General features: G+C 59.3%; 22 protein-coding genes and 1 pseudogene. 15 read left to right on the top strand and 8 right to left on the bottom strand.

Annotation, left to right across the window (positions count from 1 at the left end; all coding sequences use genetic code 11):
• Positions 1–50 precede the first annotated feature (50 nt).
• From DA373_RS01470 to fbaA, 5 genes are all read left to right on the top strand, one after another.
• Complete coding sequence (locus tag DA373_RS01470; RefSeq protein WP_107850576.1) at positions 51–1,445, top strand: MFS transporter; 1,395 nt, start codon at positions 51–53, stop codon at positions 1,443–1,445.
• A gap of 133 nt (positions 1,446–1,578) precedes the next feature.
• Positions 1,579–1,728, top strand: a complete 150-nt coding sequence (locus tag DA373_RS16250) for a hypothetical protein (RefSeq protein WP_157953663.1) — start codon at positions 1,579–1,581, stop codon at positions 1,726–1,728.
• A gap of 167 nt (positions 1,729–1,895) precedes the next feature.
• Positions 1,896–2,915, top strand: a complete 1,020-nt coding sequence (gene epd / locus DA373_RS01465) for an erythrose-4-phosphate dehydrogenase (RefSeq protein ID WP_107850575.1) — start codon at positions 1,896–1,898, stop codon at positions 2,913–2,915.
• A 29-nt stretch (positions 2,916–2,944) separates the two neighbouring features.
• A complete protein-coding gene (locus tag DA373_RS01460) occupies positions 2,945–4,108 on the top strand; it encodes a phosphoglycerate kinase (protein WP_107850574.1) in 1,164 nt (387 codons plus the stop codon).
• 187 nt (positions 4,109–4,295) lie between these two features.
• Positions 4,296–5,375: a class II fructose-bisphosphate aldolase gene (gene fbaA / locus DA373_RS01455; protein WP_107850573.1), complete on the top strand. Its 1,080-nt coding sequence runs from the start codon at positions 4,296–4,298 to the stop codon at positions 5,373–5,375.
• A gap of 148 nt (positions 5,376–5,523) precedes the next feature.
• Here fbaA and arcA read toward each other — a convergent pair whose 3' ends face one another.
• The gene (arcA, locus tag DA373_RS01450; protein ID WP_107850572.1) at positions 5,524–6,240 is read right to left on the bottom strand and encodes a two-component system response regulator ArcA; all 717 of its coding nucleotides are present in this window, start codon (positions 6,238–6,240) and stop codon (positions 5,524–5,526) included.
• Between the two features lie 407 nt (positions 6,241–6,647).
• Here arcA and DA373_RS01445 point away from each other — a divergent pair, with 407 nt between their 5' ends.
• Positions 6,648–7,139 (top strand): putative 4-hydroxy-4-methyl-2-oxoglutarate aldolase, encoded by a 492-nt coding sequence (locus DA373_RS01445; protein ID WP_107850571.1) that lies wholly within the window; start codon positions 6,648–6,650, stop codon positions 7,137–7,139.
• Between the two features lie 57 nt (positions 7,140–7,196).
• Here DA373_RS01445 and aceK read toward each other — a convergent pair whose 3' ends face one another.
• The 7 genes and pseudogenes from aceK to map form a co-directional block, all read right to left on the bottom strand.
• A complete protein-coding gene (aceK, locus tag DA373_RS01440) occupies positions 7,197–8,942 on the bottom strand; it encodes a bifunctional isocitrate dehydrogenase kinase/phosphatase (protein WP_107850570.1) in 1,746 nt (581 codons plus the stop codon).
• A gap of 235 nt (positions 8,943–9,177) precedes the next feature.
• Positions 9,178–10,548, bottom strand: coding sequence for an adenylosuccinate lyase (gene purB / locus DA373_RS01435; protein ID WP_107850569.1), 1,371 nt, complete (start codon positions 10,546–10,548; stop codon positions 9,178–9,180).
• A gap of 38 nt (positions 10,549–10,586) precedes the next feature.
• Positions 10,587–11,210 carry a high frequency lysogenization protein HflD gene (hflD, locus tag DA373_RS01430; protein ID WP_107850568.1) on the bottom strand — a complete coding sequence of 208 codons (624 nt, stop codon included), beginning with the start codon at positions 11,208–11,210 and terminating at the stop codon, positions 10,587–10,589.
• Complete coding sequence (gene mnmA / locus DA373_RS01425; RefSeq protein WP_107850567.1) at positions 11,207–12,313, bottom strand: tRNA 2-thiouridine(34) synthase MnmA; 1,107 nt, start codon at positions 12,311–12,313, stop codon at positions 11,207–11,209. The genes hflD and mnmA overlap by 4 nt, the downstream gene beginning before the upstream one ends.
• A 149-nt stretch (positions 12,314–12,462) precedes the next feature.
• The gene (locus DA373_RS01420; RefSeq protein WP_107850566.1) at positions 12,463–12,909 is read right to left on the bottom strand and encodes an NUDIX hydrolase; all 447 of its coding nucleotides are present in this window, start codon (positions 12,907–12,909) and stop codon (positions 12,463–12,465) included.
• A gap of 5 nt (positions 12,910–12,914) precedes the next feature.
• Positions 12,915–13,508, bottom strand: a pseudogene (locus DA373_RS01415) (pseudouridine synthase); the annotation flags it as partial.
• Positions 13,509–13,748: 240 nt separating this feature from the next.
• Positions 13,749–14,534 carry a type I methionyl aminopeptidase gene (gene map / locus DA373_RS01405; protein ID WP_107850563.1) on the bottom strand — a complete coding sequence of 262 codons (786 nt, stop codon included), beginning with the start codon at positions 14,532–14,534 and terminating at the stop codon, positions 13,749–13,751.
• Between the two features lie 282 nt (positions 14,535–14,816).
• On the opposite strand from map, the gene rpsB reads away from it, so the two are divergent.
• The 9 genes from rpsB (at position 14,817) to bamA (ending at position 24,713) form a co-directional block, all read left to right on the top strand.
• Positions 14,817–15,542 carry a 30S ribosomal protein S2 gene (gene rpsB, locus DA373_RS01400; protein ID WP_107850562.1) on the top strand — a complete coding sequence of 242 codons (726 nt, stop codon included), beginning with the start codon at positions 14,817–14,819 and terminating at the stop codon, positions 15,540–15,542.
• Between the two features lie 106 nt (positions 15,543–15,648).
• Positions 15,649–16,527, top strand: a complete 879-nt coding sequence (tsf, locus tag DA373_RS01395; RefSeq protein ID WP_107850561.1) for a translation elongation factor Ts — start codon at positions 15,649–15,651, stop codon at positions 16,525–16,527.
• A gap of 72 nt (positions 16,528–16,599) precedes the next feature.
• Positions 16,600–17,331: a UMP kinase gene (pyrH, locus tag DA373_RS01390; RefSeq protein ID WP_014293058.1), complete on the top strand. Its 732-nt coding sequence runs from the start codon at positions 16,600–16,602 to the stop codon at positions 17,329–17,331.
• A gap of 90 nt (positions 17,332–17,421) precedes the next feature.
• Positions 17,422–17,979 carry a ribosome recycling factor gene (gene frr / locus DA373_RS01385; RefSeq protein WP_107850560.1) on the top strand — a complete coding sequence of 186 codons (558 nt, stop codon included), beginning with the start codon at positions 17,422–17,424 and terminating at the stop codon, positions 17,977–17,979.
• Positions 17,980–18,051: 72 nt separating this feature from the next.
• Positions 18,052–18,822, top strand: a complete 771-nt coding sequence (gene uppS / locus DA373_RS01380; protein ID WP_107850559.1) for a polyprenyl diphosphate synthase — start codon at positions 18,052–18,054, stop codon at positions 18,820–18,822.
• A 59-nt stretch (positions 18,823–18,881) separates the two neighbouring features.
• Positions 18,882–19,736 (top strand): phosphatidate cytidylyltransferase, encoded by an 855-nt coding sequence (locus DA373_RS01375; protein WP_107850558.1) that lies wholly within the window; start codon positions 18,882–18,884, stop codon positions 19,734–19,736.
• On the top strand, positions 19,736–20,929 hold the full coding sequence (gene ispC / locus DA373_RS01370; RefSeq protein ID WP_107850557.1) for a 1-deoxy-D-xylulose-5-phosphate reductoisomerase: 1,194 nt from the start codon (positions 19,736–19,738) through the stop codon (positions 20,927–20,929). Before DA373_RS01375 ends, ispC begins: the two co-directional genes overlap by 1 nt.
• On the top strand, positions 20,926–22,275 hold the full coding sequence (rseP, locus tag DA373_RS01365; protein ID WP_107850556.1) for a sigma E protease regulator RseP: 1,350 nt from the start codon (positions 20,926–20,928) through the stop codon (positions 22,273–22,275). The genes ispC and rseP overlap by 4 nt, the downstream gene beginning before the upstream one ends.
• Before the next feature lie 29 nt (positions 22,276–22,304).
• A complete protein-coding gene (gene bamA / locus DA373_RS01360) occupies positions 22,305–24,713 on the top strand; it encodes an outer membrane protein assembly factor BamA (RefSeq protein ID WP_107850555.1) in 2,409 nt (802 codons plus the stop codon).
• The last annotated feature ends 115 nt before the right edge of the window (positions 24,714–24,828 follow it).

The raw sequence follows: 24,828 nt of genomic DNA, 5'->3' as shown, positions 1-24,828 counted from the left end.
CTTGCTGTCACTCTGGGCGCCTTTCACTCACCGTCAAACGACCAACCGCCATGATAAAACGTCTGGTTATCTCCCTGTCGTCGCTGATCTTCAGCGTGTTTCTGCTGATGGGGGGCAACACCTTTGTGATGACCCTGCTGGGGGTTAACCTGGGTCTCAGACAGGTGGAGCCGACTCTGATCGGCAGCATCATGGTGTGCTACTCGGTGGGCTTTGTGCTGGGCTCCCTGTACGGGCCCAGGGTGATCAAGCGGGTAGGTCATATTCGCGCCTTTGCGGTGTTCAGTGCCGTACTGGCCAGCTCTACTCTGATCTTTCCGCTCACCGACAGCATTATTGTCTGGGCACTGCTGAGAGCATTGAGCGGCATTGCCGTGGCCGGCAGTTTTGTGGTGATTGAAAGCTGGTTCAGTGCCGTGGCCACCAGTGACAATCGCGCCACCCTGTTCTTTGCCTACCAGATCTGCGCCTATCTGGCGGCCACCGCCGGCCAGCTGCTGATTGGCTTTACCGACCCCGCCGCCTTTGTGCCGTTTACGCTTGGCGCCATTCTGCTCACCGCCGCCCTGGTACCGCTGTCGCTGACCCGAATGGATGCGCCCACGGTGGAGCACAGCGAGCGCATCAGTATCAGGTCGATTATTCGCAGCGCCCCGGTGGGGCTGCTGGCGGCCCTGTGCAGCGGCGTGCTGATCAGCAGCTTCTACGCCATGGCCCCTGTCTACGCCATTCAGGTGGGCCTGCCCGTGGGTCAGTTGTCCTGGTTTATGGCGGCGTCCATCTTTACCTTTATTCTGTTTGCCTGGCCTCTGGGACGACTGTGTGATCGCCTTAACCGGGGCAGCATTATGCTGGTCATCAATCTGCTTATTGCCTTCAGCGCCGCCGGCGTGATTATTGGGGGCGAGTATCACCTCGGCATTCTGATCGGCTTTTCCGCCCTCTATATGGGCATGGTGGCGTCCATCTATCCGGTGGCGGTGGCCATTACCAATGACCGCATGGAGGCCCATCATATCGTGGCTGCCAGTACCACCCTGCTGCTGAGCTATGGTCTGGGCAGTTCGCTCGGCCCCCTGTTCAGCTCCGGCATGATGACCTGGCTCGGGCCTCAGGGGCTGTATATCGGCTGTGGCGGCGTGGCCCTGTTACTGAGCGGCTACACCCTGTGGTGGCAGTGGCGCACGCCGGCGGTGCCGGTGGCCGAGCAGGCCGCCTGGATTGCCACGCCCGCCGATACGCCCGGTGTGATCACCGAGCTCGATCCCCGTAACGAGGAGTTCGTGGATTTGCCGATGGAGGAGGTGTTTCCGGATCTGGAAGAGCAAGCCCTGGCCGAGGCCAGCGCCGGCCAGATGGAGCTGGAGCTGAGCGAGCCTGAGGTGGTGGAGGAGGAAGAACCCATATCGCAGGACAGTGGAGCGCAGGCGGCTCGACTGCATTAGTGCGGGGGCGCCCTTGTGGCTTGAATTGGCCTTTTAGTGGCAAAGCGGGTAATGTCATCAAACCGTCAATCGGTAAGGTTAATCTGAGTTTGGTTCCATCAGCGAGGATTGCTTTATGGATAATGTGTCGCGTATGAGTGCTGTTTCAACCCCGCCGCCCTGCCAGTGGTCGGCGGACGATTGTTACCCCGCCCAAATGCTGCACTGGCTGCAGCAGCAGGCGGTTCAGGCCAAGGTAAGTCCGGTGGTTACCGAGCCTGAGCCCGAGCTGGAAGTTGTCTGAATTTTAATCCCTGATGACTGCCCCGGACGTGCAAACGGCCGGGGTTTTTCCTTTTTAGGGCTGCATCACTGCCTTCACCATTCCCCTCGCTTTCAATCCTCGTTAGACTTGGGCCTGAATTCTGACACCGGGCCTTTCGCCCGCAGCCCAGCAGGAAGCAGACACTCATGATTCGACTCGCCATCAACGGCTATGGCCGCATCGGCCGCAGCGTGTTGCGTGCCTTTTACGAGCGCGGCCTTGACCGGCACATGAAAATCGTGGCCATCAACGAGCTGGCCGAGCCCGAGGCCATGGCTCACCTTACCCGCTACGACTCCAGCCACGGCCGCTTTGGCCGGGAAGTGAGCCTGGAGGGGGAGGGCATGCGCATTGGCGACGATCATATCCGGCTGTGTCATGAGCCCGAGGCCGGCAGGCTGCCCTGGGCCGAGCTGGGCGTGGATCTGGTGCTGGACTGTACCGGCGTGCTGTCGAGCCGGGCCGATGCCGGCCTGCACCTGGCGGCGGGAGCGGGGCGAGTGCTGTTTTCCCACCCCGCCGACAGCGATGTGGACGCCACCATCGTCTATGGTGTGAATCACCAGCAGCTCACCGGCGATGAGACCATCGTTTCAAACGCTTCCTGCACCACCAACTGCGTGGTGCCGGTGATCGAGACCCTGCACCGGGTGTTCAACATCAAGTGCGGCAATATCACCACCATTCACTCGGCCATGAACGATCAGCAGGTGATTGACGCCTATCATGCCGATCTGCGCCGTACCCGGGCCGCCAGTCAGTCCATTATTCCGGTGGACACCAAGCTGGCCAAGGGCGTTGAGCGCATATTGCCGCATTTTGCCGGCAAGTTTGAGGCCATCTCCGTGCGGGTGCCCACCATTAACGTCACCGCCATGGATCTCAGCATTATCGTGGAAAAACACGCGTCGGTGGAAGAGGTCAATCAAGTGCTGCGCGAGGCGGCACAGGGGCCGCTCAAGGGCATTCTCGACTACACAGAAGCGCCGCTGGTGTCGGTGGACTTCAACCACGATCCCCATTCTTCCATCATCGACGGCACCCAGACCCGGGTGAGCGATGCCAACCTCATCAAGATGCTGATGTGGTGCGACAATGAATGGGGCTTTGCCAACCGCATGCTGGATACCAGCCTGGCCTGGCTGGCGGCGAGAAAAACGAATTAACAACAGTACTGCCAATTAGAGGACGCATTATGTCTGTCATCAAAATGAATGAACTCGATCTGTCCGGCAAGCGGGTGCTGATCCGCGCCGACCTGAACGTGCCGGTGAAAAACGGCAAGGTCGGCTCCGACGCCCGCATTCTGGCCTCGCTGCCCACCATTGAAGCGGCCCTGGCCAAGGGCGCGAAAGTGATGGTCACTTCGCACCTGGGCCGCCCCACCGAAGGGGAATTTGCCGACGAGTTCTCACTGCAGCCGGTGGTGGACTATCTGGCCGGCAAGCTGAGCGTGCCGGTACGCCTGGCCAGCGACTACCTGAATGGCCTGGACATTGCCGAGGGCGAGCTGGTGGTACTGGAAAACGTACGCTTCAACAAGGGCGAGAAAAAGGACGACGAAACCCTGTCGCGCCAGTATGCCGCCCTGTGTGATGTCTTCGTGATGGATGCCTTCGGCACCGCACACCGGGCCCAGGCTTCTACCCACGGCGTGGCCAAATACGCCCCCGTGGCCTGTGCCGGCCCGCTGCTGTCCGCCGAGCTGGACGCCCTGGCCAAGGCCATGGACAAGCCCGCCCGCCCCATGGTGGCCATTGTGGGCGGCTCCAAGGTGTCCACCAAGCTGACCGTGCTGGAGTCGCTGTCCAAAGTGGCCGACCAGCTGGTGGTGGGCGGCGGCATAGCCAACACCTTTATCGCTGCCGCCGGCCACCCGGTGGGCAAGTCGCTGTATGAGCCCGAGCTGCTCGATACCGCCAGAAAACTGGCCGCCGACTGTGCCATTCCCCTGGCCACCGATGTGGTGGTGGGCACCGAGTTCTCCGAGCAGGCCGAGGCCGCCACCAAGCCGGTGAGCGAGGTGGACGCCGACGACATGATCTTCGATCTCGGCCCCGACTCCGCCGAGGCCCTGGCCAAAATCCTGAAGGAAGCCAAAACCATTCTGTGGAACGGTCCGGTGGGTGTGTTTGAGTTCGATCAGTTTGCCCATGGCACCGAGGTGGTGGCCAGAGCCATCGCCGAGAGCGAGGCCTTTTCCATCGCCGGTGGTGGTGACACCCTGGCAGCCATCGACAAGTTCGGCATCAAGGACAAAGTGTCCTACATTTCCACCGGTGGCGGCGCCTTCCTGGAGTTCGTGGAAGGCAAGACCTTGCCGGCGGTGGCCATGCTGGAACAGCGCGCCCAGAGCTAACTCTTATTACATTTAACCAACGACCTGATTTTGTAGCTGCCACTTTAGTCGGCAGGGCCTGTGCAACAGGCCTTTAAGCGACAGCAGCCTTCAGGTTTGCGCCAGCTAAAGCGGCGCCTGCAGTTGAATCCATTTTTCCATCACGGTCGGCAGCGCCGGCCGTGATGCAGCTTACAGGAGCAATACAATGTCCCAGAAAATTTCCGATGTGGTCAAGCCGGGCGTAGTCAGCGGCGATGACATGCAGAAAATCTTTGAAATCGCCAAGGCCGGCAAGTTTGCCCTGCCGGCGGTGAACGTGGTGGGTACCGACTCGGTCAATGCCGTGATGGAAGCCGCCGCCAGGGTCAAGGCCCCGGTGATCGTGCAGTTCTCCAATGGTGGCGCCGCCTACTTTGCCGGCAAGGGCCTCAAGCTGGAAGGTCACCAGGCCGCCATTCTGGGTGCCATTTCCGGTGCCCGCCATGTGCATGCCCTGGCCGAGGCCTATGGTGTGCCGGTGATCCTGCATACCGACCATGCCGCCAAGAAGCTGTTGCCCTGGATTGACGGCCTGCTCGACGCCGGTGAGAAGCACTTTGCCGAAACCGGCAAGCCGCTGTTCAGCTCCCACATGATCGACCTGTCTGAAGAAAGCCTGGAAGAAAACATCGAGATCTGCGCTAAGTACCTGGAGCGGATGAGCAAGATTGGCATGACCCTGGAAATTGAGTTGGGTTGCACCGGCGGTGAGGAAGACGGCGTCGACAACACCGGCATGGACAGCTCCCTGCTCTATACCCAGCCGGAAGACGTGGCCTACGCCTACGAGAAGCTGAGTGCCATCAGCGACAAATTCACCATTGCCGCCTCCTTTGGCAACGTGCACGGCGTGTACAAGCCCGGCAACGTCAAGCTGACCCCGAAGATCCTTGACAACTCCCAGAAGTTCGTGTCCGAGAAATTCGGTCTGGCGCCCAAGTCCCTGAACTTCGTGTTCCACGGTGGCTCCGGCTCCTCTGCCGAGGAAATCAAGGAATCCATCGAGTACGGTGTGATCAAGATGAACATCGACACCGATACCCAGTGGGCCACCTGGGCTGGCGTGATGAACTACTACAAGGAAAAGGAAGCCTATCTGCAGGGCCAGATCGGCAACCCCGAGGGCGACGACAAGCCCAACAAGAAGTACTACGATCCCCGCGTCTGGCTGCGTGAAGGCCAGCTCAGCATGATCGCCCGCTTGGAGCAGGCGTTCCGCGAGCTGAACGCCGTCGACGTGCTGTAAGGGCACACAGGCGCAAACAAAAATACCGGCCAAATGGCCGGTATTTTTTTGCCGCTTCAGCGGCAATATGCGGGCAAGCTGCAGATGGCACTATGTGGTGGAGCGCAGGCTGCCAGCCTGCATTAGCGCCGCAGGCGCTCCAAAGAGTTTACCCTTCCAGCTCACCGCAGAAACGGTAGCCTTCGCCATGAATAGTGGCGATGATCTCGGGGGTATCGGGCACGGATTCAAAGTGCTTGCGAATGCGGCGAATGGTCACGTCCACGGTGCGGTCGTGAGGCTTGAGCTCGCGGCCGGTCATTTTCTTCAGCAGCTCGGCGCGGCTCTGGATCTGGCCCGGGTGCTCGCAGAAGTGCACCATGGCGCGAAACTCGCTGCGGGGCAGCTTGAACATTTCACCGTTGGGGCTGACCAGGGCGCGGCTGTTGATGTCCAGGGTCCAGCCGTTAAAGCGGTAGGCTTCAACTTGCTTTTCCTCTTCCTGACCATCAGGGGCCTGCATGGTCCGGCCCAGCAGGTTGCGGGCGCGAATGGTCAGCTCCCGGGGGTTGAACGGCTTGGTGATATAGTCATCTGCACCGATTTCCAGCCCCAGGATCTTGTCAACCTCGTTGTCGCGGCCGGTGAGGAACATCAGCGCCAGGTTGTGCTGCTCGCGAAGCTCCCGAGCCAGCAGCAGACCGTTCTTGCCTGGCAGGTTAATATCCATGATCACCAGATTGACCTTGTGGCTGGACAGGGCCTTGTACATTTCCTCACCGTCGGTGGCTTCCAGCACGGTGTAACCTTCCGCCTCAAAAATGCTTTTGAGGGTATTGCGGGTGACCAGTTCGTCTTCAACGATAAGAATGTGTGGAGTCTGCATGAGCTTACCTGTTCTCTGAATGTAAAAATACTGTCGCTGGCAGCGGAACAAATCTCGGGTACCGGGCAGAGCCATGCTGTAACAAGTTTACACCATGCCGCCTTATGCTCCGGTTTTGTGCCTGTGCCGATGCCATTATTGTTTTTATATGCGTCCCATGCAGTTACTGCGTCATACCCAACAGGCTTGAAAAGGGGAAGAACAGAGGTCCTTTTGATAAATTGGTGTTATTTTAACAGTTAACACCGGCATAACAACAGTTTGCAATAGATATTGTTAAATAGTTTTATTAAGGGGGTTGATCCAGGTCAAGCCCTGTTTTAAGGCTGAATCCCGGTGTGGCTGCCGGATTCCGCGCAGCGGCTCCGGCAACGCCGGTTACCTGAGTTTTGATAATGGAGAATGAAATGCTCGATTTGCTGCCGGATCTGTGTGACGAACATGCAGACAAGATCAAGGTACTGGACCCGGTTTTTCGCGACTTTGGCGGAGAATCCCTGTTCTGGGGGCAGGCAGTGACGGTGCGCTGCTACGAAGACAACTCCCGGGTGCGGGAGCTGGTGGCACAGCCGGGCACCGGCAAGGTGCTGGTGGTGGACGGCGGCGGCCTGCTGCGCTGCGCGCTGATGGGAGACATGCTGGCGGAAAAGGCCCTGGAAAACGGCTGGGAAGGTATCATCATTCACGGCGCCATTCGTGATGCCGGCACCCTGGGCGGGCTGGCCATCGGCATCAAGGCCCTGGCGGCCTGCCCGATCCGTTCGGAAAAACGCGGTGAAGGGGTGGTGGACGTGCCGGTCACCTTTGCCGGGGTGACCATTCAGCCGGGCGATTATGTGTATTCGGATTTGAATGGCGTGCTGGTGTCCCGCGAGCCCCTGAGCCACCCGCAGCTGTAAGCTTTGTGTGAGGGGAGAGGGGACAGATGTGAGGAGAGTGTCCATACCCCTCACCCCTCACCCCTCACTCTTTACACCTCTCCCCTCACACTCTTCACCGTACTTGTATTTAAACCGCTGCCGCCGCCGGTAGGGGAAGATATCCTCAACCCGGCCCTGTTCTATGTTGTGCTGCAGTTGCCGCCAGTAGCCGGCGGTAAACAGTTCCATATGTTGCTCACCAAAGGCGTCACGAATGCGTGGGTTATAGAGCAGAAAGGTGTTGAACTCCTCGGGAAACACATCGTTAGGCCCCACCGAGTACCAGAGCTCCGGGCTGAGCTGATCCTGCAGGTTATCGGTTCTGGGAATATCGCGAAAGTGGCACTCGGTCATATAGGCGATTTCATCATAGTCGTAAAAAATCACTCGGCCGTGGCGGGTGACGCCAAAGTTCTTGAACAGCATGTCACCGGGAAAGATATTGGCGGCGGCCAGTTGCTTGAGCGCACTGGCGTATTCATCCAGCGCATCACGCAGCCGCTCGTCATCGGCCTGCTCCAGGTGAAGGTTAAGAGGGGTCATGCGGCGCTCGGTATAAAGGTGATGAATGATCAGTCGCTCGTCCTTGAGGGTCAGCAGCGACGGCACCTCCCGTTGCAGCTCTTCCAGCAGTTCGGGGCTGATACGGTTGAGTGGCAGTTCGAAGTTGGTGAACTCCATGGTGTCGGCCATGCGCCCCACTCTGTCATGCTGTTTCACCAGCCGGTATCTGGCCTTGACGGTGGTGCGATCCACGGTTTTGGGCGGTGTGACCTGGTCCTTGATCACCTTGAACACCACATCGAGCGAGGGCAGGGTAAACACGCACATCACCATGCCCTTGATGCCTTCCGCTGTTACAAACTGATCCCGTGAATTCTGCAGATGTTGTAAAAAGCCCCGGTAAAAAATGGTTTTGCCATGCTTTTGCCAGCCGATGGCGTTGTAGATTTCATAATCCGGCTTGTTGGGCAGCAGCGGCCGTAAAAACTGCACCAGCAGCGAGGGCTTTGAACAGCACACCATAAAATAGGCCCGGGCAAAGCCAAACAGAATGGAGGCGTCATCCCGGCTCAGCAGCAGGGTGTCGATGACCAGACCGTCCTTTTCATGCAATATCGGCAATATAAAGGGCAGGAGCCCTTCGGGCCGTTCCAGCCGGCCAATCAGGTAGGCTCCCTTGTTGCGGTAAAACAGGGTGTTGATCACCGTCAGCTGCAGAGGCTCAACGGTCAGTCCCTGCTCGGCCATGGTGTGCTCAATATGCTCCAGATCCCGCTCCAGCCGTACAAAGGGCCTGTCCAGCCCCAGGCGTTCCAGCAGACTCTGCAGGGTGGTGGCGAGTTCTTCCGGGGCAATATGATAGCGCCAGATCATGGGCGCGAGATCCTGCTCTCCCGGGCAAGGCACAAAGGGGTGCACGTAGAGGTTTTCGGCGCGAATGCTGCGATGACGGGTAGAGCGGCGGTAGACCGAGTTGTAGAAGGACTCGGCCATGTCCGCATTGGGATGCGCGATCAGCAGATCATTAAAGGCCTGTTTCAGTGCCTTCAGCTCCTGATGGCGCAGGGGACTCCGGTTGTAGTCGAGCACGGCGCGCACGGTATTGTTGACGTGTTCGTCATACAGCCAGATGCGGCGACGTGCGGCCAGCTGCACGCCATGCCAGTCCTGGGTTTCAAACCGTACCTTGGCACCCTGAGTGATCACCAGAAAATAGCGGTAAAAGGCGTCGAAACCGCGCATGACAATGTGCGCCATTTCCCGTGTCCGGCTGTTCATGTTTCTGCTGCTCCCGACCAAGTCCGAAAAGCATGTTAATGAAACAAAAGGGAAAAAAGCGAAGAGGAAGTGAGCGTTTTGTGGTCTGCCGCACGGGCGGGGGAGTTGGGGAAGAAAATCTGTGAAGTGGGGCGAAGCATGTTACTTCGCCCTTGTATGTTGTAGGCCCGGTTTTAACCGGGCAAGTGGTATTGCCGGGCGGCACCATTGCCCCGATAAATCGGGGCCTACAGGATTACTTCAGCTCGTCGGTCAGCTTGACCGCGCGGCCGATATAGTTGGCCGGGGTCAGTTGCTTGAGCTCGTCCTTCACGGACTCGGGCAGTTCCAGGGTGTCGATAAAGGCGCGCATGCCGTCGCCGTCCACCCGCTTGCCCCGGGTCAGCTCTTTCAGCTTCTCGTAGGGCTTTTCGATGCCGTAGCGGCGCATCACGGTCTGTACCGGCTCGGCCAGCACTTCCCAGTTCTGATCCAGATCGGCCGCCAGCGCCTGCGGGTTGGCTTCCAGCTTGCTGATGCCCTTCAGAGTGGCCTGATAGGCGATCAGCGAGTAGCCCACGGCCACACCCAGGTTGCGCAGCACTGTGCTGTCGGTGAGGTCACGCTGCCAGCGGGATACCGGCAGCTTGGCGGCCAGGTGGTTGAAGATGGCATTGGCCAGGCCCAGGTTGCCCTCGGAGTTTTCAAAGTCGATGGGGTTGACCTTGTGGGGCATGGTGCTGGAGCCGATTTCGCCGGCCACGGTCTTTTGCTTGAAGTAACCCACGGAGATATAGCCCCATACATCCCGGTCGAAGTCGAGCAGAATAGTGTTGAAGCGGGCCAGGGCGTCAAACAGCTCGGCAATGTAGTCGTGGGGCTCAATCTGGGTGGTGTAGGGGTTCCAGGTCAGGCCCAGGCCGGTCACGTACTGCTCGGAGAAGGCGTGCCAGTCTACTTCCGGATAGGCGGAGATATGGGCGTTGTAGTTACCCACGGCGCCGTTGATCTTGGCCAGCAGCTCAATACCCTGGATCTGCTTGAGCTGACGCTCCAGACGGTAGGCCACGTTGGCCATTTCCTTGCCCAGAGTGGTGGGCGAGGCGGGCTGACCGTGAGTGCGGCTCAGCATGGGCAGATCGCGGTACTGGGCGGCCAGGCGTTTTACTTCATCCACCAGCTGCTGGCAGTAGGGCACCACCACGTCGTCACGGCCCGCTTTCAGCATCAAGGCGTGAGCGTTGTTGTTGATGTCTTCACTGGTGCAGGCAAAGTGAATGAACTCGCTCACCGCGGCCAGCTCGGGCAGGGCCTCAACCTTTTCCTTCAGGAAGTATTCCACGGCTTTGACATCGTGGTTGGTGGTGCGCTCAATGTCCTTGATGCGCTGACCGTCGGCTTCGTTGAAGTTGGCCACTATGCTGTCGAGCAGGGCATTGGCTTCAGCGGAGAAGGCCGGCACTTCGGCAATGGCGGGCTCGGCGGCCAGGGCCTGCAGCCAGCGAACTTCCACCTCTACGCGAAAGCGCAGCAGGCCGAACTCGGAGAAAATGGCGCGCAGCGCCTCGGTTTTGTTGCCGTAACGGCCATCGACCGGGGAAATGGCCGTTAATGCTGACAATTCCATCAACTGTAACTCCTGAAGGTTGGGGGGTATTAAAACACTTAATAACGCAGGGCGGCCTGGGCCTGAGCCACCAGTCGCTTGCGGGAAAACAGAATATGCCGGCGTTTGCCACCGAGCTGGCGCCACAGCACGCTGCTTCGAATGCCCGCCAGCAGCAGGGCGCGGATCTGGTGCTGCACCAGCGGCTGCTGCAGGTAACTGGGGTTACCCGCGACCTGAATGCGCGGCCCCAGGGGGCTGACAATGTCGCTGTAAATGCCGGCCAGGTTGGCCAGTACCTGCTCGTCGAGCAGATCAAAATGATGCAGCTGGCGTTTGACCTGGCTGATGCGCTCACCCAGCATCGACAGCAGATCCCGGCGCCTGGCCAGCTTGCGCTCCAGCGCCACCAGGCCCACCAGATAGCGGGTCAGTTCGGCGTCTTTCTTGCTGCTGTCGCCGTTGAGCTGTTCGATCAGGGTCTGATAGCCCAGCCGCAGGTGGTCGTGACCGCCGTAAATGTCTGCCGACTGCTCGGCGTCGGTGACCATGATGCTGTGCAGGGTGGAAGACAGCACCGCCTTGTCTTCAATCACGCCCTGGCGGGCCACCTGTTGTACCAGGTGAGCGGCCTGGCAGATGCCGGCAAAGGCCAGGGTCTGGTTTTCGAGACTGTGACTCACGCTTTATCCTTGTTGAACCGGGTTTCGATAATGCCGCCGCCCAGGCACACCTCGCCGCTGTAAAACACCGCCGACTGACCCGGCGTCACCGCCGCCTGGGGCTCGTCAAAGATCACGCGAATGGTATCGGCGTCCACCGGCGCTATGGTGCAGGGAATGTCGGTCTGGCGGTAACGGGTTTTGACGGTACAGCGAACGGTCTCGGTGATCGGCTGGCGATCCACCCAGTGCAGCTGACGGGCGATGAGGCCGTCGGAATAGAGCCGGGGGTGATCCCCCTGAGCCACCACCAGCACGTTGCGCTCGACCTCTTTGTCGACCACATACCAGGGCTCGTCGCCGGCGTTTTTCAGGCCGCCGATGCCTAAGCCCTTGCGCTGGCCCAGGGTGTGATACATCAGGCCCTGATGCTGGCCGATCACTTCACCGTTCACGGTTTCAATATTACCGGGCTGGGCGGGCAGGTAGCGGGCCAGAAAGTCGGTGAACTTGCGCTCGCCGATAAAACAGATGCCGGTGGAGTCCTTTTTCTTGGCGGTGACCAGCTCCAGCTGTTCGGCAATGCGGCGTACCTCGGGCTTTTCCAGCTCGCCCACCGGGAACAGGCTTTTGGCCACCTGCTGTGAGCTCAGGGTGTAGAGGAAGTAGCTCTGATCCTTGTTGCCATCGATACCGCGCAGCAGTTTGGGCTGGTCGTCAAAGCTGCGGCGCACATAGTGGCCGGTGGCAATGTAGTCGGCGCCCAGATCCTCGGCGGCGAACTCGAGGAAGGCCTTGAACTTGATTTCCTTGTTGCAAAGGATATCCGGGTTGGGGGTGCGGCCGGCCTTGTATTCCGCCAGAAAATGCTCGAACACATTGTCCCAGTATTCGGCGGCAAAGTTGATGGTGTGCAGTTCAATGCCGAGCTTGTCGCACACGGCCTGGGCGTCGCGCAAGTCTTCCGCGGCGGAGCAGTACTCGTCGGTGTCGTCTTCTTCCCAGTTCTTCATAAACAGGCCTTCCACCTGATAGCCCTGCTGTTGCAGCAGATACGCCGAGACCGAGGAATCCACACCGCCGGACATGCCGACAATCACTTTAACCTGACTGTTATCGCTCATAACGCCCATTACTCGATTGCAAAACGGGCGCTATTTTACCAGACAAATGCGGTGAGGGGGAGGGAGCTTTCTTTAAGGGAATAGGGACTGGGGAATGGTGGGTAGTTTCAGTTCCTATTCCCTATTCCCCATTCCCTAATCCCCATTCCCTAGTCCCAGCTTTTGAGTGCCGAGATAGGAAACCGCTCGCCCTTAAGATAATCCCGAAATGAGGCCAAAATCAGCGGGCTGCGCAGTTGTTTACCGAGCGCTTCAATTTCAGCCAGCGTCAGCCAGTGGCAGCGAATAATGTCACCGTCCGGATCCTGCGGGTTTGTTGGCAGGGGCTCGTCCACCTCGGTGCAGAAGGTAAAGCGCACAAAGTGCTTGCCGTTGTCCGGCGCCGTGTACTGATACACGGCCACCGCCTGTTCGAGGGGCAGTGTCAGGCCGGTTTCTTCCAGCAGCTCGCGGCGTGCCCCGTCCAGCAGGTTTTCACCGGGCTCAAGGTGGCCGGCGGGCTGGTTGAACATGACTCTGCCCTGCTGCCATTCTTCCACCATCAAAAAACGTTCACCGGCACGCACGATCACCGCCAGGGTTACCGCATGACTCATACTTTTCTCCATTGTCCGGGTTGCAGGTCACCCAGGGTCCAGTTGCCCACGGCGTAACGGATCAGCCGCAGAGTGGGAAAACCGATATGGGCGGTCATGCGTCGCACCTGCCGATTGCGCCCCTCGGTGATTTTAATCTCCAGCCAGGTATCGGGAATATTTTTTCGCTCGCGTATGGGCGGATTGCGCGGCCAGACATCAGGGGCCTCCATACGCCGAACCTCGGCCGGCAGAGTAAGACCGTCCTTCAGCTCTACGCCCTGACGCAATTTATCCAGATCGGCCTCGCTGGGGTCGCCTTCCACCTGCACCCAGTAGGTTTTGGCGGTCTTGCGCCCGGGCTGAGTCAGGCGGGCATTAAGGGCACCGTCATTGGTCAGCACCAGCAGACCTTCGCTGTCGCGGTCCAGCCGGCCGGCGGCATAAACACCGGGCACATCCACATAGTCGGCCAGGGTCTCGCGACCGTCGCCATCGGTAAACTGGCACAGCACCATATAGGGCTTGTTCAGCAGCAGGGTCACGGTTGGGCCGGACGGCTTTTTCGGTGCGGGTTTGCGGGGACGTCGGTCAGGGCTGCGGGTAACGTTGGGTTTCATGAGGGTGATTCAGGGAATAGGGAATGGGGAACAGGGACTTGGAACATGTTGGGATTCGCGTTGCTCATCCCAACCTACAGGCGCTGTTATTCCAACAGGCGACACCAATATTTCACGAAGCAGCAGCGGGGATTGCCGTAGCCGACCGTCAAATGCCATGGATGGCATTTGCCGAGTGTCCCATGGATGGGCTTGAAGCGTGTCGGCGGAGCGCAACCGCGCTGCTGCTTCGCATCGCGGTTAAGCGGTGATAATCCGCGGCAGGTTGTCGTCCTTGCGCAGGGTCAGCACTTCGCAGCCGGTTTCGGTCACCAGAATGGTGTGCTCATACTGGGCCGACAGGCTGCGGTCCTTGGTCACCACGGTCCAGCCGTCGTTCAGCATCTTGCTGTGGCGTTTGCCCACGTTGATCATGGGCTCAATGGTCAGGCACATGCCCGCCTTCAGTACCTCGCCGGTGCCGGCCTTGCCGTAGTGCAGCACCTGGGGCTCCTCGTGGAACTCCTTGCCGATGCCGTGGCCGCAGTATTCCCGTACCACCGAATAGTTGTGGGCCTCGGCGTGCTGCTGAATGGCGGCGCCGATATCGCCCAGGTGAACGCCGTCCTTCACCATTTTAATGCCAAGCTCCATGCACTCCTGGGTGACCCGGCACAGACGCTCGGCCATGATGCTGGGCTTGCCCACGGTAAACATTTTGGAGGTGTCGCCGTGGTAGCCATCCTTGATCACGGTAATGTCGATATTGATGATATCGCCGTCCTTGAGCTTCTTGTCCGCCGGAATGCCATGGCAAATCACATGGTTTACCGAGGTGCAGATGGACTTGGGAAAGCCGTGGTAGTTCAGCGGCGCCGGAATGGCCTGCTGTTCGTTCACGATATAGTCATGACAGATTCGGTTGAGTTCGTCGGTGGTGACACCGGCCTTGACATAAGGCTCGATCATCTCCAGCACCTCGGCGGCCAGGCGGCCGGCCACGCGCATTTTTTCGATTTCTTCCGGGGTTTTTATGACTATGCTCATATTCGTCTCTGTAAAAAGGCTGGGCGATGGGCGGGCGTACCCGTGAAAGGGCCAAAAGTGTACCCTTGCCGGGCGTCAACTTCCAGCACCGAAATCGGCCTTCATGCTGGTGCAGCAGGGGCAGTTATGGTATAAAGCGCGCCGTGAAGCCGGGTCTGCGGATTGGCTTCACCAACATTCACTTTTTTAACACACACACACATCGGCACATGCTCCAGGGTGCCTTCGGGTCGGAGTCATGGGATGTGTGGAGGCCTAACCCAATACACTTTTGAGGAAATCATGGCACAAGTATCAATGCGCGACATGCTGAAAGCCGGCGTTCACTTCGGTCACCAGACCCGTTTCTGGAACCCCAAGATGAAGCCTTACATTTTCGGCGCCAGCAACCGGGTTCACATCATCAACCTGGAAAAAACCGTTCCCCTGTTCAACGATGCGCTGAACTACCTGGGTAACGTGGCTTCCAAAAAGGGCAAGATCCTGTTTGTTGGTACCAAGCGCGCTGCCTCTGAAGCCGTAAAAGAAGCCGCCACCAACTGCGACCAGTTCTATGTGAACCACCGCTGGCTGGGCGGCATGCTGACCAACTGGAAGACCGTGCGTCAGTCCATCAACCGCCTGAAGGATCTGGAAGCCCAGTCTCAGGACGGTACCTTTGACAAGCTGACCAAGAAAGAGGCGCTGATGCGCACTCGCGAAATGGAAAAGCTGGAAAAGTCCCTGGGTGGTATCAAGGACATGGGCGGTCTGCCCGACGTACTGTTCGTTATCGACGCCGATCACGAGCACATTGCCATCAAGGAAGCCAACAACCTGGGCATTCCCGTGGTATCTGTTGTAGACACCAACTCCAACCCGGACAGCGTTGACTACATCATTCCCGGCAACGACGACGCCATCCGTGCCGTTCAGCTGTACCTGAACGCCGCTGCCGACGCCGTAAACGCTGCCCGCGCCCAGGATCTGGCCGTGCAAGCCGAAGACAGCTACGTCGTAGAAGAATAATAAAGACTGAGCCCTGCGCTTAAGCCTTTATTAACCATACGAAAGTTATAGGTTAACAGGGGCCATGTGCCCCTGTTTTCTTGGAACAAGACCGAGGACATTACACATGGCAAACATTACCGCCGCCCTGGTAAAAGAACTGCGTGAGCGCACTGGCGCCGGCATGATGGATTGTAAAAAAGCGCTGATCGAAGCCAACGGTGACATCGAGCAGGCCATTGAAGACATGCGCAAGTCCGGCCAGGCCAAAGCCGCCAAGAAAGCCGGCCGCATCGCCGCTGAAGGCATCATCCTGGCCCGTCAGGAAGGCAACACCGCCGTACTGGTAGAAATGAACAGCGAAACCGACTTCGTTGCCAAAGACGCCGGTTTCCGCGCCCTGGGTGAGCAGATCGCCGACCTGGCCCTGACCAACAAGATCGGTGACGTAGAAGCCCTGAAGGCCGCCACACTTGCCAGCGGTGAAACCGTTGAAACCGCCCTGACCAACCTGATCGCCAAGATCGGTGAGAACATGAGCCTGCGTCGCGTCGTGCTGGTAGAAGGTGACAACCTGGTGACCTACCTGCACGGCACCCGCATCGGCGTTATCGCCAACCTGCAGGGTGGCGACGAAGAGCTGGCCAAAGACGTGGCCATGCACGTGGCTGCTTCCAGCCCGCAGTTCGTCAAGCCTGAAGACGTGTCCGCCGAAGTGGTGGCCAAAGAGCGTGAAATCCAGGTGGACATCGCCATTAACTCCGGCAAGCCGAAAGACATCGCCGAGAAGATGGTTGAAGGCCGCATGAAGAAATTCACCGGCGAAATCTCCCTGACCGGCCAGCCCTTCGTCAAGGATCCGTCCATCTCCGTGGGCGAGCTGCTCAAGCAAAAAGGCGCCGACGCCCTGGGCTTCGTACGTTACGAAGTGGGTGAAGGTATCGAGCGCAAGGAAGAAGACTTCGCTGCCGAAGTTCAGGCTCAGATTGCCGCTTCCAAGGGTTAATTCCCGCCTTTTTTGATGCTGTTCAGACCGCGACATTTCGTCGCGGTCTTTCTATGATCAGGAATAGAAAGCATGAGTACCAATCCGAAACCCGCATACAGACGCATTCTTCTCAAGCTCAGCGGCGAAGCGCTGCAGGGAGAGGAAGGCTTTGGTATCGACCCCGCCGTACTGGAGCGTATGGCTCAGGAAATCAAGGAACTGGTTGAGCTGGGCGTCCAGGTTGGCCTGGTGATCGGCGGTGGCAACCTGTTTCGTGGTGCGGGCCTGGCCAAGGCGGGCATGAACCGCGTGGTGGGCGACCACATGGGTATGTTGGCTACCGTCATGAACGGTCTGGCCATGCGCGATGCTCTGCACCGTGCTTATGTGAATGCCCGTCTGATGTCTGCCATAACCCTGGAAGGCGTGTGCGACAGCTATAACTGGGCCGATGCCATCAGCCTGCTGCGCAAGGGCCGGGTGGTGATCTTCTCCGCCGGCACCGGCAACCCCTTCTTTACCACCGACTCCGCCGCCTGTCTGCGCGGCATCGAGATCGAGGCCGACGTGGTGCTCAAGGCCACCAAGGTGGACGGTGTGTTCAGCGAGGATCCGGTCAAGAATCCCGATGCCGAGCTGTATCATCACCTGGGTTACGACGATGTGCTCGATCGTGAACTCAAGGTGATGGATCTGGCCGCCTTTACCCTGGCGCGGGATCACAACCTGCCCATTCGCGTGTTCAACATGAACAAGCCGGGCGCGCTGCGCCGTGCCGTCATGGGCGAAACCGAAGGCACCCTGATCAGCAACAAGTTGTGATACTTTGTGAGGATTGAGGGGAGCGGAGTGAGGAGAAGCCCTCACCCCTCACGCCTGACTCCTCACCATCAAGATAAAAGGATAACGACCGTGATAAACGACATCAAAACCGACGCCAAAACCCGCATGGAAAAAAGCGTGGAAGCGCTGAAAAGCCAGATGAACAAGGTGCGCACCGGTCGTGCTCACCCCAGCCTGCTGGACACCATTCACGTGGACTACTACGGCGCCTCCACGCCGCTCAACCAGCTGGCCAACATTACCACCGAAGACTCCCGCACCCTGGCGGTCACCGTGTTTGACCGCTCCATGATCCAGGCCGTTGAAAAGGCCATCATGACCTCCGATCTGGGGCTGAACCCGTCCAGTGCCGGCGCCATGATCCGCATTCCGCTGCCGCCGCTGACCGAAGAACGCCGCAAGGATCTGATCAAGGTGGTGCGCAACGAAGCGGAGCAGGGCCGGGTGGCCATTCGCAACATTCGTCGCGACGCCAACAGCAGCCTGAAGGCACTGCTCAAGGAAAAGGAAATCTCCGAAGACGACGACCGTCGCGGACAGGACGACATTCAGAAACTCACCGACCTGTACATCAAGCAGGTGGATGATGCTCTGGCTGCCAAAGAAAAAGAGCTGATGGAAATCTGATAGTTACATCAGGTATAGTAGCCAACGCCGTGTAGCTGCCTGCACGGCGTTTGTTTTTGTGCAGGAGTGATTATGCCAGCTACGGCAGCATTTGAAGAGCAGTCGTTGCCCCGCCATGTCGCCATTATTATGGATGGCAACGGACGCTGGGCCGAGCAACGGGGAAAGTTCAGGGTGTCCGGTCACAAGGCCGGGGTAAAGTCGGTGCGGGCATCGGTGAGATTTGCCTACAAGCTCGGCCTCGATGCCCTGACCCTGTTTGCCTTTTCCAGTGAAAACTGGCGCCGGCCCGAAGACGAAGTCAGCGCCCTGATGAGCCTGTTTATTGCCGTGCTGGGCTCCGAGGTACGCAAGCTGCACCGCAACAATATCCGGCTGCGCATTATCGGTGATCGCAGTGCCTTTGCTTCCCATCTGCAGCGGAAAATCGATGATGCAGAGCGCCTTACCGCCAATAACACCGGCCTGACCCTCAATATTGCTGCCAACTACGGCGGCCGCTGGGATATTACTCAGGCGGCGCGGGCACTTGCCGAAAAAGCGCAAAAGGGGGAGCTGGCTCCCGCAGAGATTACCGAGGCGCTGCTGAACGAGCACACCCAGCTTGCCGATCTGGCGCCGGTGGATCTGCTTATCCGCACCGGTGGTGAGCAGCGCATCAGCAATTTTCTGCTGTGGCAGCTGGCCTACGCCGAGCTGTATTTTACCCCCGTGCTCTGGCCTGATTTTGGTGAAGATGCGTTCAGTGACGCCATTGCCGCCTTTGTGGGCCGGGAGCGGCGCTTTGGCTGCACCGGCGCCCAGATAAGGGAAATGCTGGAGCAAAAGGTCGCAAACAAATAATAACGAAAAGGGTGAGCATGCATGGCTCAAGGCCTTCACCCGCGAAGAGAGGACATTTCTTGCTAAAGCTTCGTATTATCACGGCCCTGTGCCTGATCCCTGTGGTGCTGGGGGCCATTTTTCTGCTGCCCCTGCCGTTTTTCGCCCTGTTTGCCACCGCCGTGTACCTGCTGGCGGGCCGGGAATGGGGCCGCTTTATCGATACACAAAAGTCCAACGTGGTCATGGTGTTTCTGGCGCTGGTGCTGGTGGCGCTGATGGCCAGTGTGCCCATCGAGCATATCTGGGCCGATGGCCTGCACGGCTGGGTTGGCATGGTGTTAAATGCCGGTGCGCTCTGGTGGCTGTGTGCCCTGCCGCTGGTGCTGCGCTATCCGGCCAGCCGCGCACTGTGGCAGGATCGGACCTGGCTCAAGGCGGTGTTTGCATTGCTCAGCCTGGTGCCCTTTTTCTGGTCCCTGCTGGTGCTACGCAGCTATCACTATGAACAGAATCCCCATTACGGCGCCTGGCTGCTGCTGTTTGTGATGGCACTGGTGTGGGCTGCCGATACCGGCGCCTACTTTGCCGGCAAGACCTTTGGCAAACACAAGCTGTGCCCCAGCGTCAGTCCGGGCAAGACCCTGGAAGGCATGATCGGCGGCGTGATCGCCGCCTGTGCTTTGGCGCTGGCGGTCACTTATGCCGTTGACTTGCCGGGGGCACAACGCAATGCGGTGTTGCTGGCCTCCATGGTGGCGGTGCTGGCCTCGGTGTTGGGAGATCTGGTGGAAAGCATGTTCAAGCGGGAAGCCGGTCTTAAAGACTCGGGCAATATACTGCCCGGCCACGGCGGCATTATGGACAGGATCGACAGCCTGACCGCCGCCCTGCCCATCTTTATTGTGGTCTATCAACTGGCGGGGCAGGGCTGATGCAACAGCTGACCATACTGGGGGCCACCGGCTCCATCGGCCAAAGTACCCTGGCGGTGGTGCGTCGTCACCCTGAACGTTTTTCGGTGTTTGCGCTGACCGCCAGCCGTCAGGTGGAGCGAATGCTGGCCGACTGTCTGGAATTTGCGCCCCGCTTCGCGGTGATGGCCGACGCCACGGCGGCGGCCGAACTGCGCCGGCAACTGCGCGACGCCGGCAGCAAGACCGACGTGCTGGCGGGCAGCGAGGCGCTGTGCCAGGTGGCCGCCGAGCCCGAGGTTGACACCGTGATGGCGTCCATTGTCGGTGCCGCCGGCCTGCTGCCCACGCTGGCGGCGGTGCGGGCCGGCAAGCGGGTGCTGCTGGCCAACAAGGAAGCCCTGGTGATGAGCGGCGAGCTGTTTATCGATGCTGTGCATCACAGTGGTGCCGAACTGCTGCCGGTGGACAGCGAGCATAACGCCATCTTCCAGTGTCTGCCTGCCGAGCTGCAACGCACCCCGGGCAGAGGGGATCTCGCCGGCGCCGGCATCGGCAAGATCCTGCTTACCGGCTCCGGCGGACCCTTTCGTTATACCCCGGTTGAAGCGCTGGCCAATGTCACGCCGGCCCAGGCCATCAATCATCCCAACTGGTCCATGGGACCCAAGATTTCCGTCGATTCCGCCACCATGATGAACAAGGGGCTGGAATATATCGAAGCCCGCTGGCTGTTTAACGCTGCGCCTGCCCAGATGGAGGTGCTGGTGCATCCTCAGTCGGTGATCCACTCCATGGTGCAATACTCGGATGGTTCCGTCTTGGCCCAGCTGGGCCAGCCGGATATGATGACACCTATCGCCCATGCGCTGGCCTGGCCCGAACGTATTGAGTCCGGCGTGGCGCCGCTCGACTTTACCCGCCTGGGCGAGCTGAGCTTTATGGCCCCCGATATGGCCCGCTATCCGTGCCTGCAGCTGGCCATCGACGCCTGCGCCGCCGGGCAGGGGGCTACCACGGCGCTGAATGCCGCCAATGAAGTGGCGGTGGCGGCCTTTCTGGAAGGCCGGCTGGGCTTTATGGCCATTGCCGGCATTAACCGGCAAGTGGCGGAGAGTCTGGGAGCAACCCGGGCGCAGGCGCTGGAAGACATACTGGCCCTCGACGCCGAGGCGCGCCGGCTGGCCGTACAACTGATCGGGACACGGGCATGATTGAAATACTGTGGAATCTGGGCGCCTTTATTATCGCCCTTGGCATACTGGTGGCGGTACATGAATACGGCCACTTCTGGGTGGCCCGGCGCAATGGCGTGCGGGTTGAGCGATTTTCCATCGGCTTTGGCAAGCCCATCTGGCGTAAAACCGGCCGTGACGGCACCGAGTATGTGGTGGCCATGATCCCTCTGGGTGGCTATGTGAAAATGCTCGACGGCCGGGTCGATGAGGTCCCGCCGGAGCTGGCGGACCAGGCCTTTAACAACAAGTCGGTATGGGCGCGCATGGCCATTGTGGTGGCCGGCCCCATGGCCAACTTTTTGTTTGCGGTGTTTGCCTTCTGGCTGATGTTCATGATCGGTGTGCCCTCGGTGAAGCCGGTGGTCAGAGACGTGATCGCCGAGTCACCCGCCGCTCTGGGCGGAGTCACGCCCGGCATGGAAATTACCGCCGTCAATGGCAATCAGGTACTCACCTGGGAAGAGGTGAATTTTTCGCTGATTGGCCGTATTGGTGCCGATCAGACCACCATTAAGGTTCAGGACAACAATGGCCGGGAGCAACAGCTGACGCTGCCCCTTGAACGCTGGCGGTTCGATCCCGACAGTGAATCACCCATTACCGCTCTGGGGCTGGTGCCGGAAGGCCCGGTACCCACTCTGACTCTGGAGCAGGTGCTGGCCGGTGGGGCCGGGGAGCAGTCCGGGCTGCAGCCCGGGGACACGCTTTACAGCGCCAATGGTGAAATATTGCGCGACTGGTCGCAGTTTGTGGCACTGGTGCAGTCTTCTCCCGGGGAGCCGGTGGAACTTGTGGTGCGCCGTGCGGGTCAGAGCCTCGACCTGATGCTCACACCGGCTCTGCTTGAAACCGATGACAAGGCCATTGGTTATGTGGGAGTGGCGCCCTCGGTCACCCCGGTGGATGAGCGTTACCGTTTTGAGCTTGCCTATGGCCCGGTCCGGGCCTTGTGGGAAGGGGCGGAGCGCACCTGGGAGCTGACGGTGCTGACCTTCAGCATGATCGGCAAGCTGCTGACCGGTATCGTCTCCGTCGACAACCTGAGCGGACCCATTTCCATTGCCAAGGGGGCCGGTGCCAGCGCCGACTTCGGACTGGTATATTTTCTCAGTTTTATGGCGCTGGTCAGCGTGAATCTGGGCATTATCAACCTGTTGCCCCTGCCGGTACTGGATGGTGGGCACCTGCTGTTTTATGCGGTTGAGGCCATTACCGGCCGGCCGGTGCCGGAAAAAATACAGGAGCTGGGATTCAGGATAGGGGCGGCCCTGCTGATATTGCTGATGGGGCTGGCGCTGTTTAATGACATTGGTCGCCTCTGAGCGACAAGACACAAGGATCAAGTCAGGCTATGGCAAAAACAAGGGCACTCAAGAATACGTTTGCCGCTTCCTGCCTGCTGGGCGCCAGCATGCTGGCCCAGGCGCAGAGCGGCATCACCCCCTTTGTGGTAGAAGACATTCAGGTTGATGGCCTGCAACGGGTAACCCTGGGCGCAGCCCTGCTCAGCCTGCCGGTCCGGGTAGGCGAGGAGGTCGATCAGGCCCGTCTGGCCGAAGCCATTCGCAGTCTTTACGCTTCCGGCAACTTCGAGCAGGTTCAGCTGTTGCGCGACGGTGATACCCTGGTGGTACAGGTCACCGAGCGGCCTACCATTGCCGGCATCAGCTTCAGCGGCAACAAGGAAATCAAGGAAGAGCAGCTGCGTGAAAGCCTGGAAGGGGCCGGAGTGAGAGTTGGCGAGCCGCTGGATCGTACTACCCTCAGCGAGCTGGAAAAAGGCCTGGAAGATTTTTACTACGGCGTGGGCAAGTATTCCGCCGATGTCAGGGCGGTACTGACACCGCTGCCCCGCAACCGGGTTGATCTCAAGTTCGAATTTGTGGAAGGCGAAGCCGCCGAAATCAAGCAGATCAACATTGTCGGCAACCGTGCCTTCAGTGAAGAGCAGCTGCTGAGCCAGCTGGAGCTGTCAGACGATGTGCCCTGGTGGAACATTCTGGGTGACAAGCGTTATCAGAAACAGAAGCTGGCCGGCGACATTGAGACCCTGCGCTCCTTTTACCGCGATCGGGGCTATCTCAAGGCGGATGTCACCTCCACCCAGGTGTCCATGTCGCCCGACAAGGAAGGGGTTTACATTACCCTGAATGTGACCGAGGGCAAGCAGTATACGGTTTCCGGCGTCAGCCTGCGTGGCAACCTGATTGATCGCCAGCGGGAGATGAACGAGCTTATTCCCATCGAGCGCGGTGATCTCTATTCCGCCGCCGACACCGCCCATATGGAAGAGCTGCTGTCGCGCTTTCTTGGTCGTTTCGGCTACGCCTATCCGCGTATCAACACCTTTCCGCAAATCGATGAAGCCACCAACAAGGTGGAGCTGGTGGTCAATATCGAGCCGGGCAACCGGGTCTATGTGCGCCGCATCAACTTCAGCGGCAACGAGATCACCAAGGACGAGGTACTGCGCCGGGAAATGCGTCAGATGGAGGGCACCTGGCTGTCGAGCGAAAATATCGAGCAGTCCCGCACCCGTCTGAACCGGCTGGGTTACTTTGAAAACGTGGAAGTGGACACTCAGCGTCTGCCGGGACAGGACGACCTGGTGGATCTCGACGTCAAGGTCAAGGAGCAGCCCGCCGGCTCCATCAACTTTGGTGTGGGCTTCGGTACCGACTCCGGCTTCAGCATTCAGGCCGGCCTGCAGCAGGACAACTTCCTTGGCACCGGCAACCGGGTGGGCATCAACTCCCAGATGAACGACTATTCCAAGAATGTGTCGCTGGACTTTACCGATCCCTACTTCACCGTGGACGGGGTCAGCCTGGGTGGCCGCATCTATTACCGGTCGTTTGAGTCCGATGATGATCTGGGCTCCATCGATTATGAAAGCACCACCTATGGTGTGCGTGGCCTTACCGGCTTCCCCATCGATGAGAACAACAGCCTGAACTTCAGCCTGGGGTATGAGCACAACACCCTGAGCCAGCCGGATCGGGCTTCGGAACAGCTGCGGGCGTTCTGGAGCGACAATGATGCTAATGAAGACGAGAAGGTGACCTTTGACGACTTCGATCTGACCGCCGGCTGGACCCGCAATACCCTTAACCGGGGCGTGTTCCCCACGTCCGGCAGCCGCCAGAGCCTGAGCGCCAAGGTGACGGTTCCCGGTTCGGATCTTCAGTATTACAAGCTGAGCTTTGACGATGGTCATTACTTTCCGCTCGATCGCAAGCACAACTGGGTACTGCACGGCAAGTTCCGCGCCGCTTACGCCGACGGTTACGGTAATACCAGCCGGTTGCCCTTCTTTGAAAACTACTATGCCGGTGGCTTCAGCACCCTGCGCGGTTTCAAGAGCAACTCGGTGGGGCCGCGGGCTGTTTTCCGGGAAGACAATGGTGATCTGACCACGGACGGCAGCGCCATTGGCGGCAACGCCCTGCTGGCGGGCTCCCTGGAGCTGATCGTGCCCACGCCCTTTGCCGGTGAGGATCTGCAGCGCTCCCTGCGCACCAGCCTGTTTATGGATGTGGGCACCGTATGGGACACCGAATACGATGCGTCCGATTTTGCCGGTTGCACCAAAGGCTGTTATGACTTCGGCGATCCCGGCGAGTATCGTGCTTCTGCCGGTGTCAGCATGCAGTGGCTGTCACCCCTGGGCCCGCTGGTGTTCTCCCTGGCCACCCCGATCACCGAGGTGGAAGGGGACAAGACCGAGGTGTTCAACTTCAATATCGGCCGCACGTTTTAACTGCGTGAGGGGTGAAGCGTGAGGAGTGAGGGGAGAAGAGTGGGGAGATTTTTTCCCCTCACCTTTAACGCCTCACCCCTCACTTCTGACCGTTAACGCCTCACCCCTCACCGAA

Source organism: Oceanimonas marisflavi (genome assembly GCF_003049725.1).
In the GTDB taxonomy this organism is placed as follows: domain Bacteria; phylum Pseudomonadota; class Gammaproteobacteria; order Enterobacterales; family Aeromonadaceae; genus Oceanimonas; species Oceanimonas marisflavi.
Note: the sequence above shows the minus strand (reverse complement) of the source record. Positions and strands in the feature narration are given on the sequence as shown.

Coding starts and splice junctions, on each gene's coding strand:
- DA373_RS01460 (WP_107850574.1), top strand. CDS start 2,945: ATGTCTGTCATCAAAATGAATGAACTCGATCTGTCCGGCAAGCGGGTG.
- rpsB (WP_107850562.1), top strand. CDS start 14,817: ATGGCACAAGTATCAATGCGCGACATGCTGAAAGCCGGCGTTCACTTC.
- arcA (WP_107850572.1), bottom strand. CDS start 6,240: ATGCAGACTCCACACATTCTTATCGTTGAAGACGAACTGGTCACCCGC.
- aceK (WP_107850570.1), bottom strand. CDS start 8,942: ATGAACAGCCGGACACGGGAAATGGCGCACATTGTCATGCGCGGTTTC.
- DA373_RS01420 (WP_107850566.1), bottom strand. CDS start 12,909: ATGAGTCATGCGGTAACCCTGGCGGTGATCGTGCGTGCCGGTGAACGT.
- epd (WP_107850575.1), top strand. CDS start 1,896: ATGATTCGACTCGCCATCAACGGCTATGGCCGCATCGGCCGCAGCGTG.
- mnmA (WP_107850567.1), bottom strand. CDS start 12,313: ATGAGCGATAACAGTCAGGTTAAAGTGATTGTCGGCATGTCCGGCGGT.
- tsf (WP_107850561.1), top strand. CDS start 15,649: ATGGCAAACATTACCGCCGCCCTGGTAAAAGAACTGCGTGAGCGCACT.
- DA373_RS01470 (WP_107850576.1), top strand. CDS start 51: ATGATAAAACGTCTGGTTATCTCCCTGTCGTCGCTGATCTTCAGCGTG.
- fbaA (WP_107850573.1), top strand. CDS start 4,296: ATGTCCCAGAAAATTTCCGATGTGGTCAAGCCGGGCGTAGTCAGCGGC.
- DA373_RS16250 (WP_157953663.1), top strand. CDS start 1,579: ATGAGTGCTGTTTCAACCCCGCCGCCCTGCCAGTGGTCGGCGGACGAT.
- pyrH (WP_014293058.1), top strand. CDS start 16,600: ATGAGTACCAATCCGAAACCCGCATACAGACGCATTCTTCTCAAGCTC.
- map (WP_107850563.1), bottom strand. CDS start 14,534: ATGAGCATAGTCATAAAAACCCCGGAAGAAATCGAAAAAATGCGCGTG.
- rseP (WP_107850556.1), top strand. CDS start 20,926: ATGATTGAAATACTGTGGAATCTGGGCGCCTTTATTATCGCCCTTGGC.
- uppS (WP_107850559.1), top strand. CDS start 18,052: ATGCCAGCTACGGCAGCATTTGAAGAGCAGTCGTTGCCCCGCCATGTC.
- purB (WP_107850569.1), bottom strand. CDS start 10,548: ATGGAATTGTCAGCATTAACGGCCATTTCCCCGGTCGATGGCCGTTAC.
- DA373_RS01445 (WP_107850571.1), top strand. CDS start 6,648: ATGCTCGATTTGCTGCCGGATCTGTGTGACGAACATGCAGACAAGATC.
- bamA (WP_107850555.1), top strand. CDS start 22,305: ATGGCAAAAACAAGGGCACTCAAGAATACGTTTGCCGCTTCCTGCCTG.
- ispC (WP_107850557.1), top strand. CDS start 19,736: ATGCAACAGCTGACCATACTGGGGGCCACCGGCTCCATCGGCCAAAGT.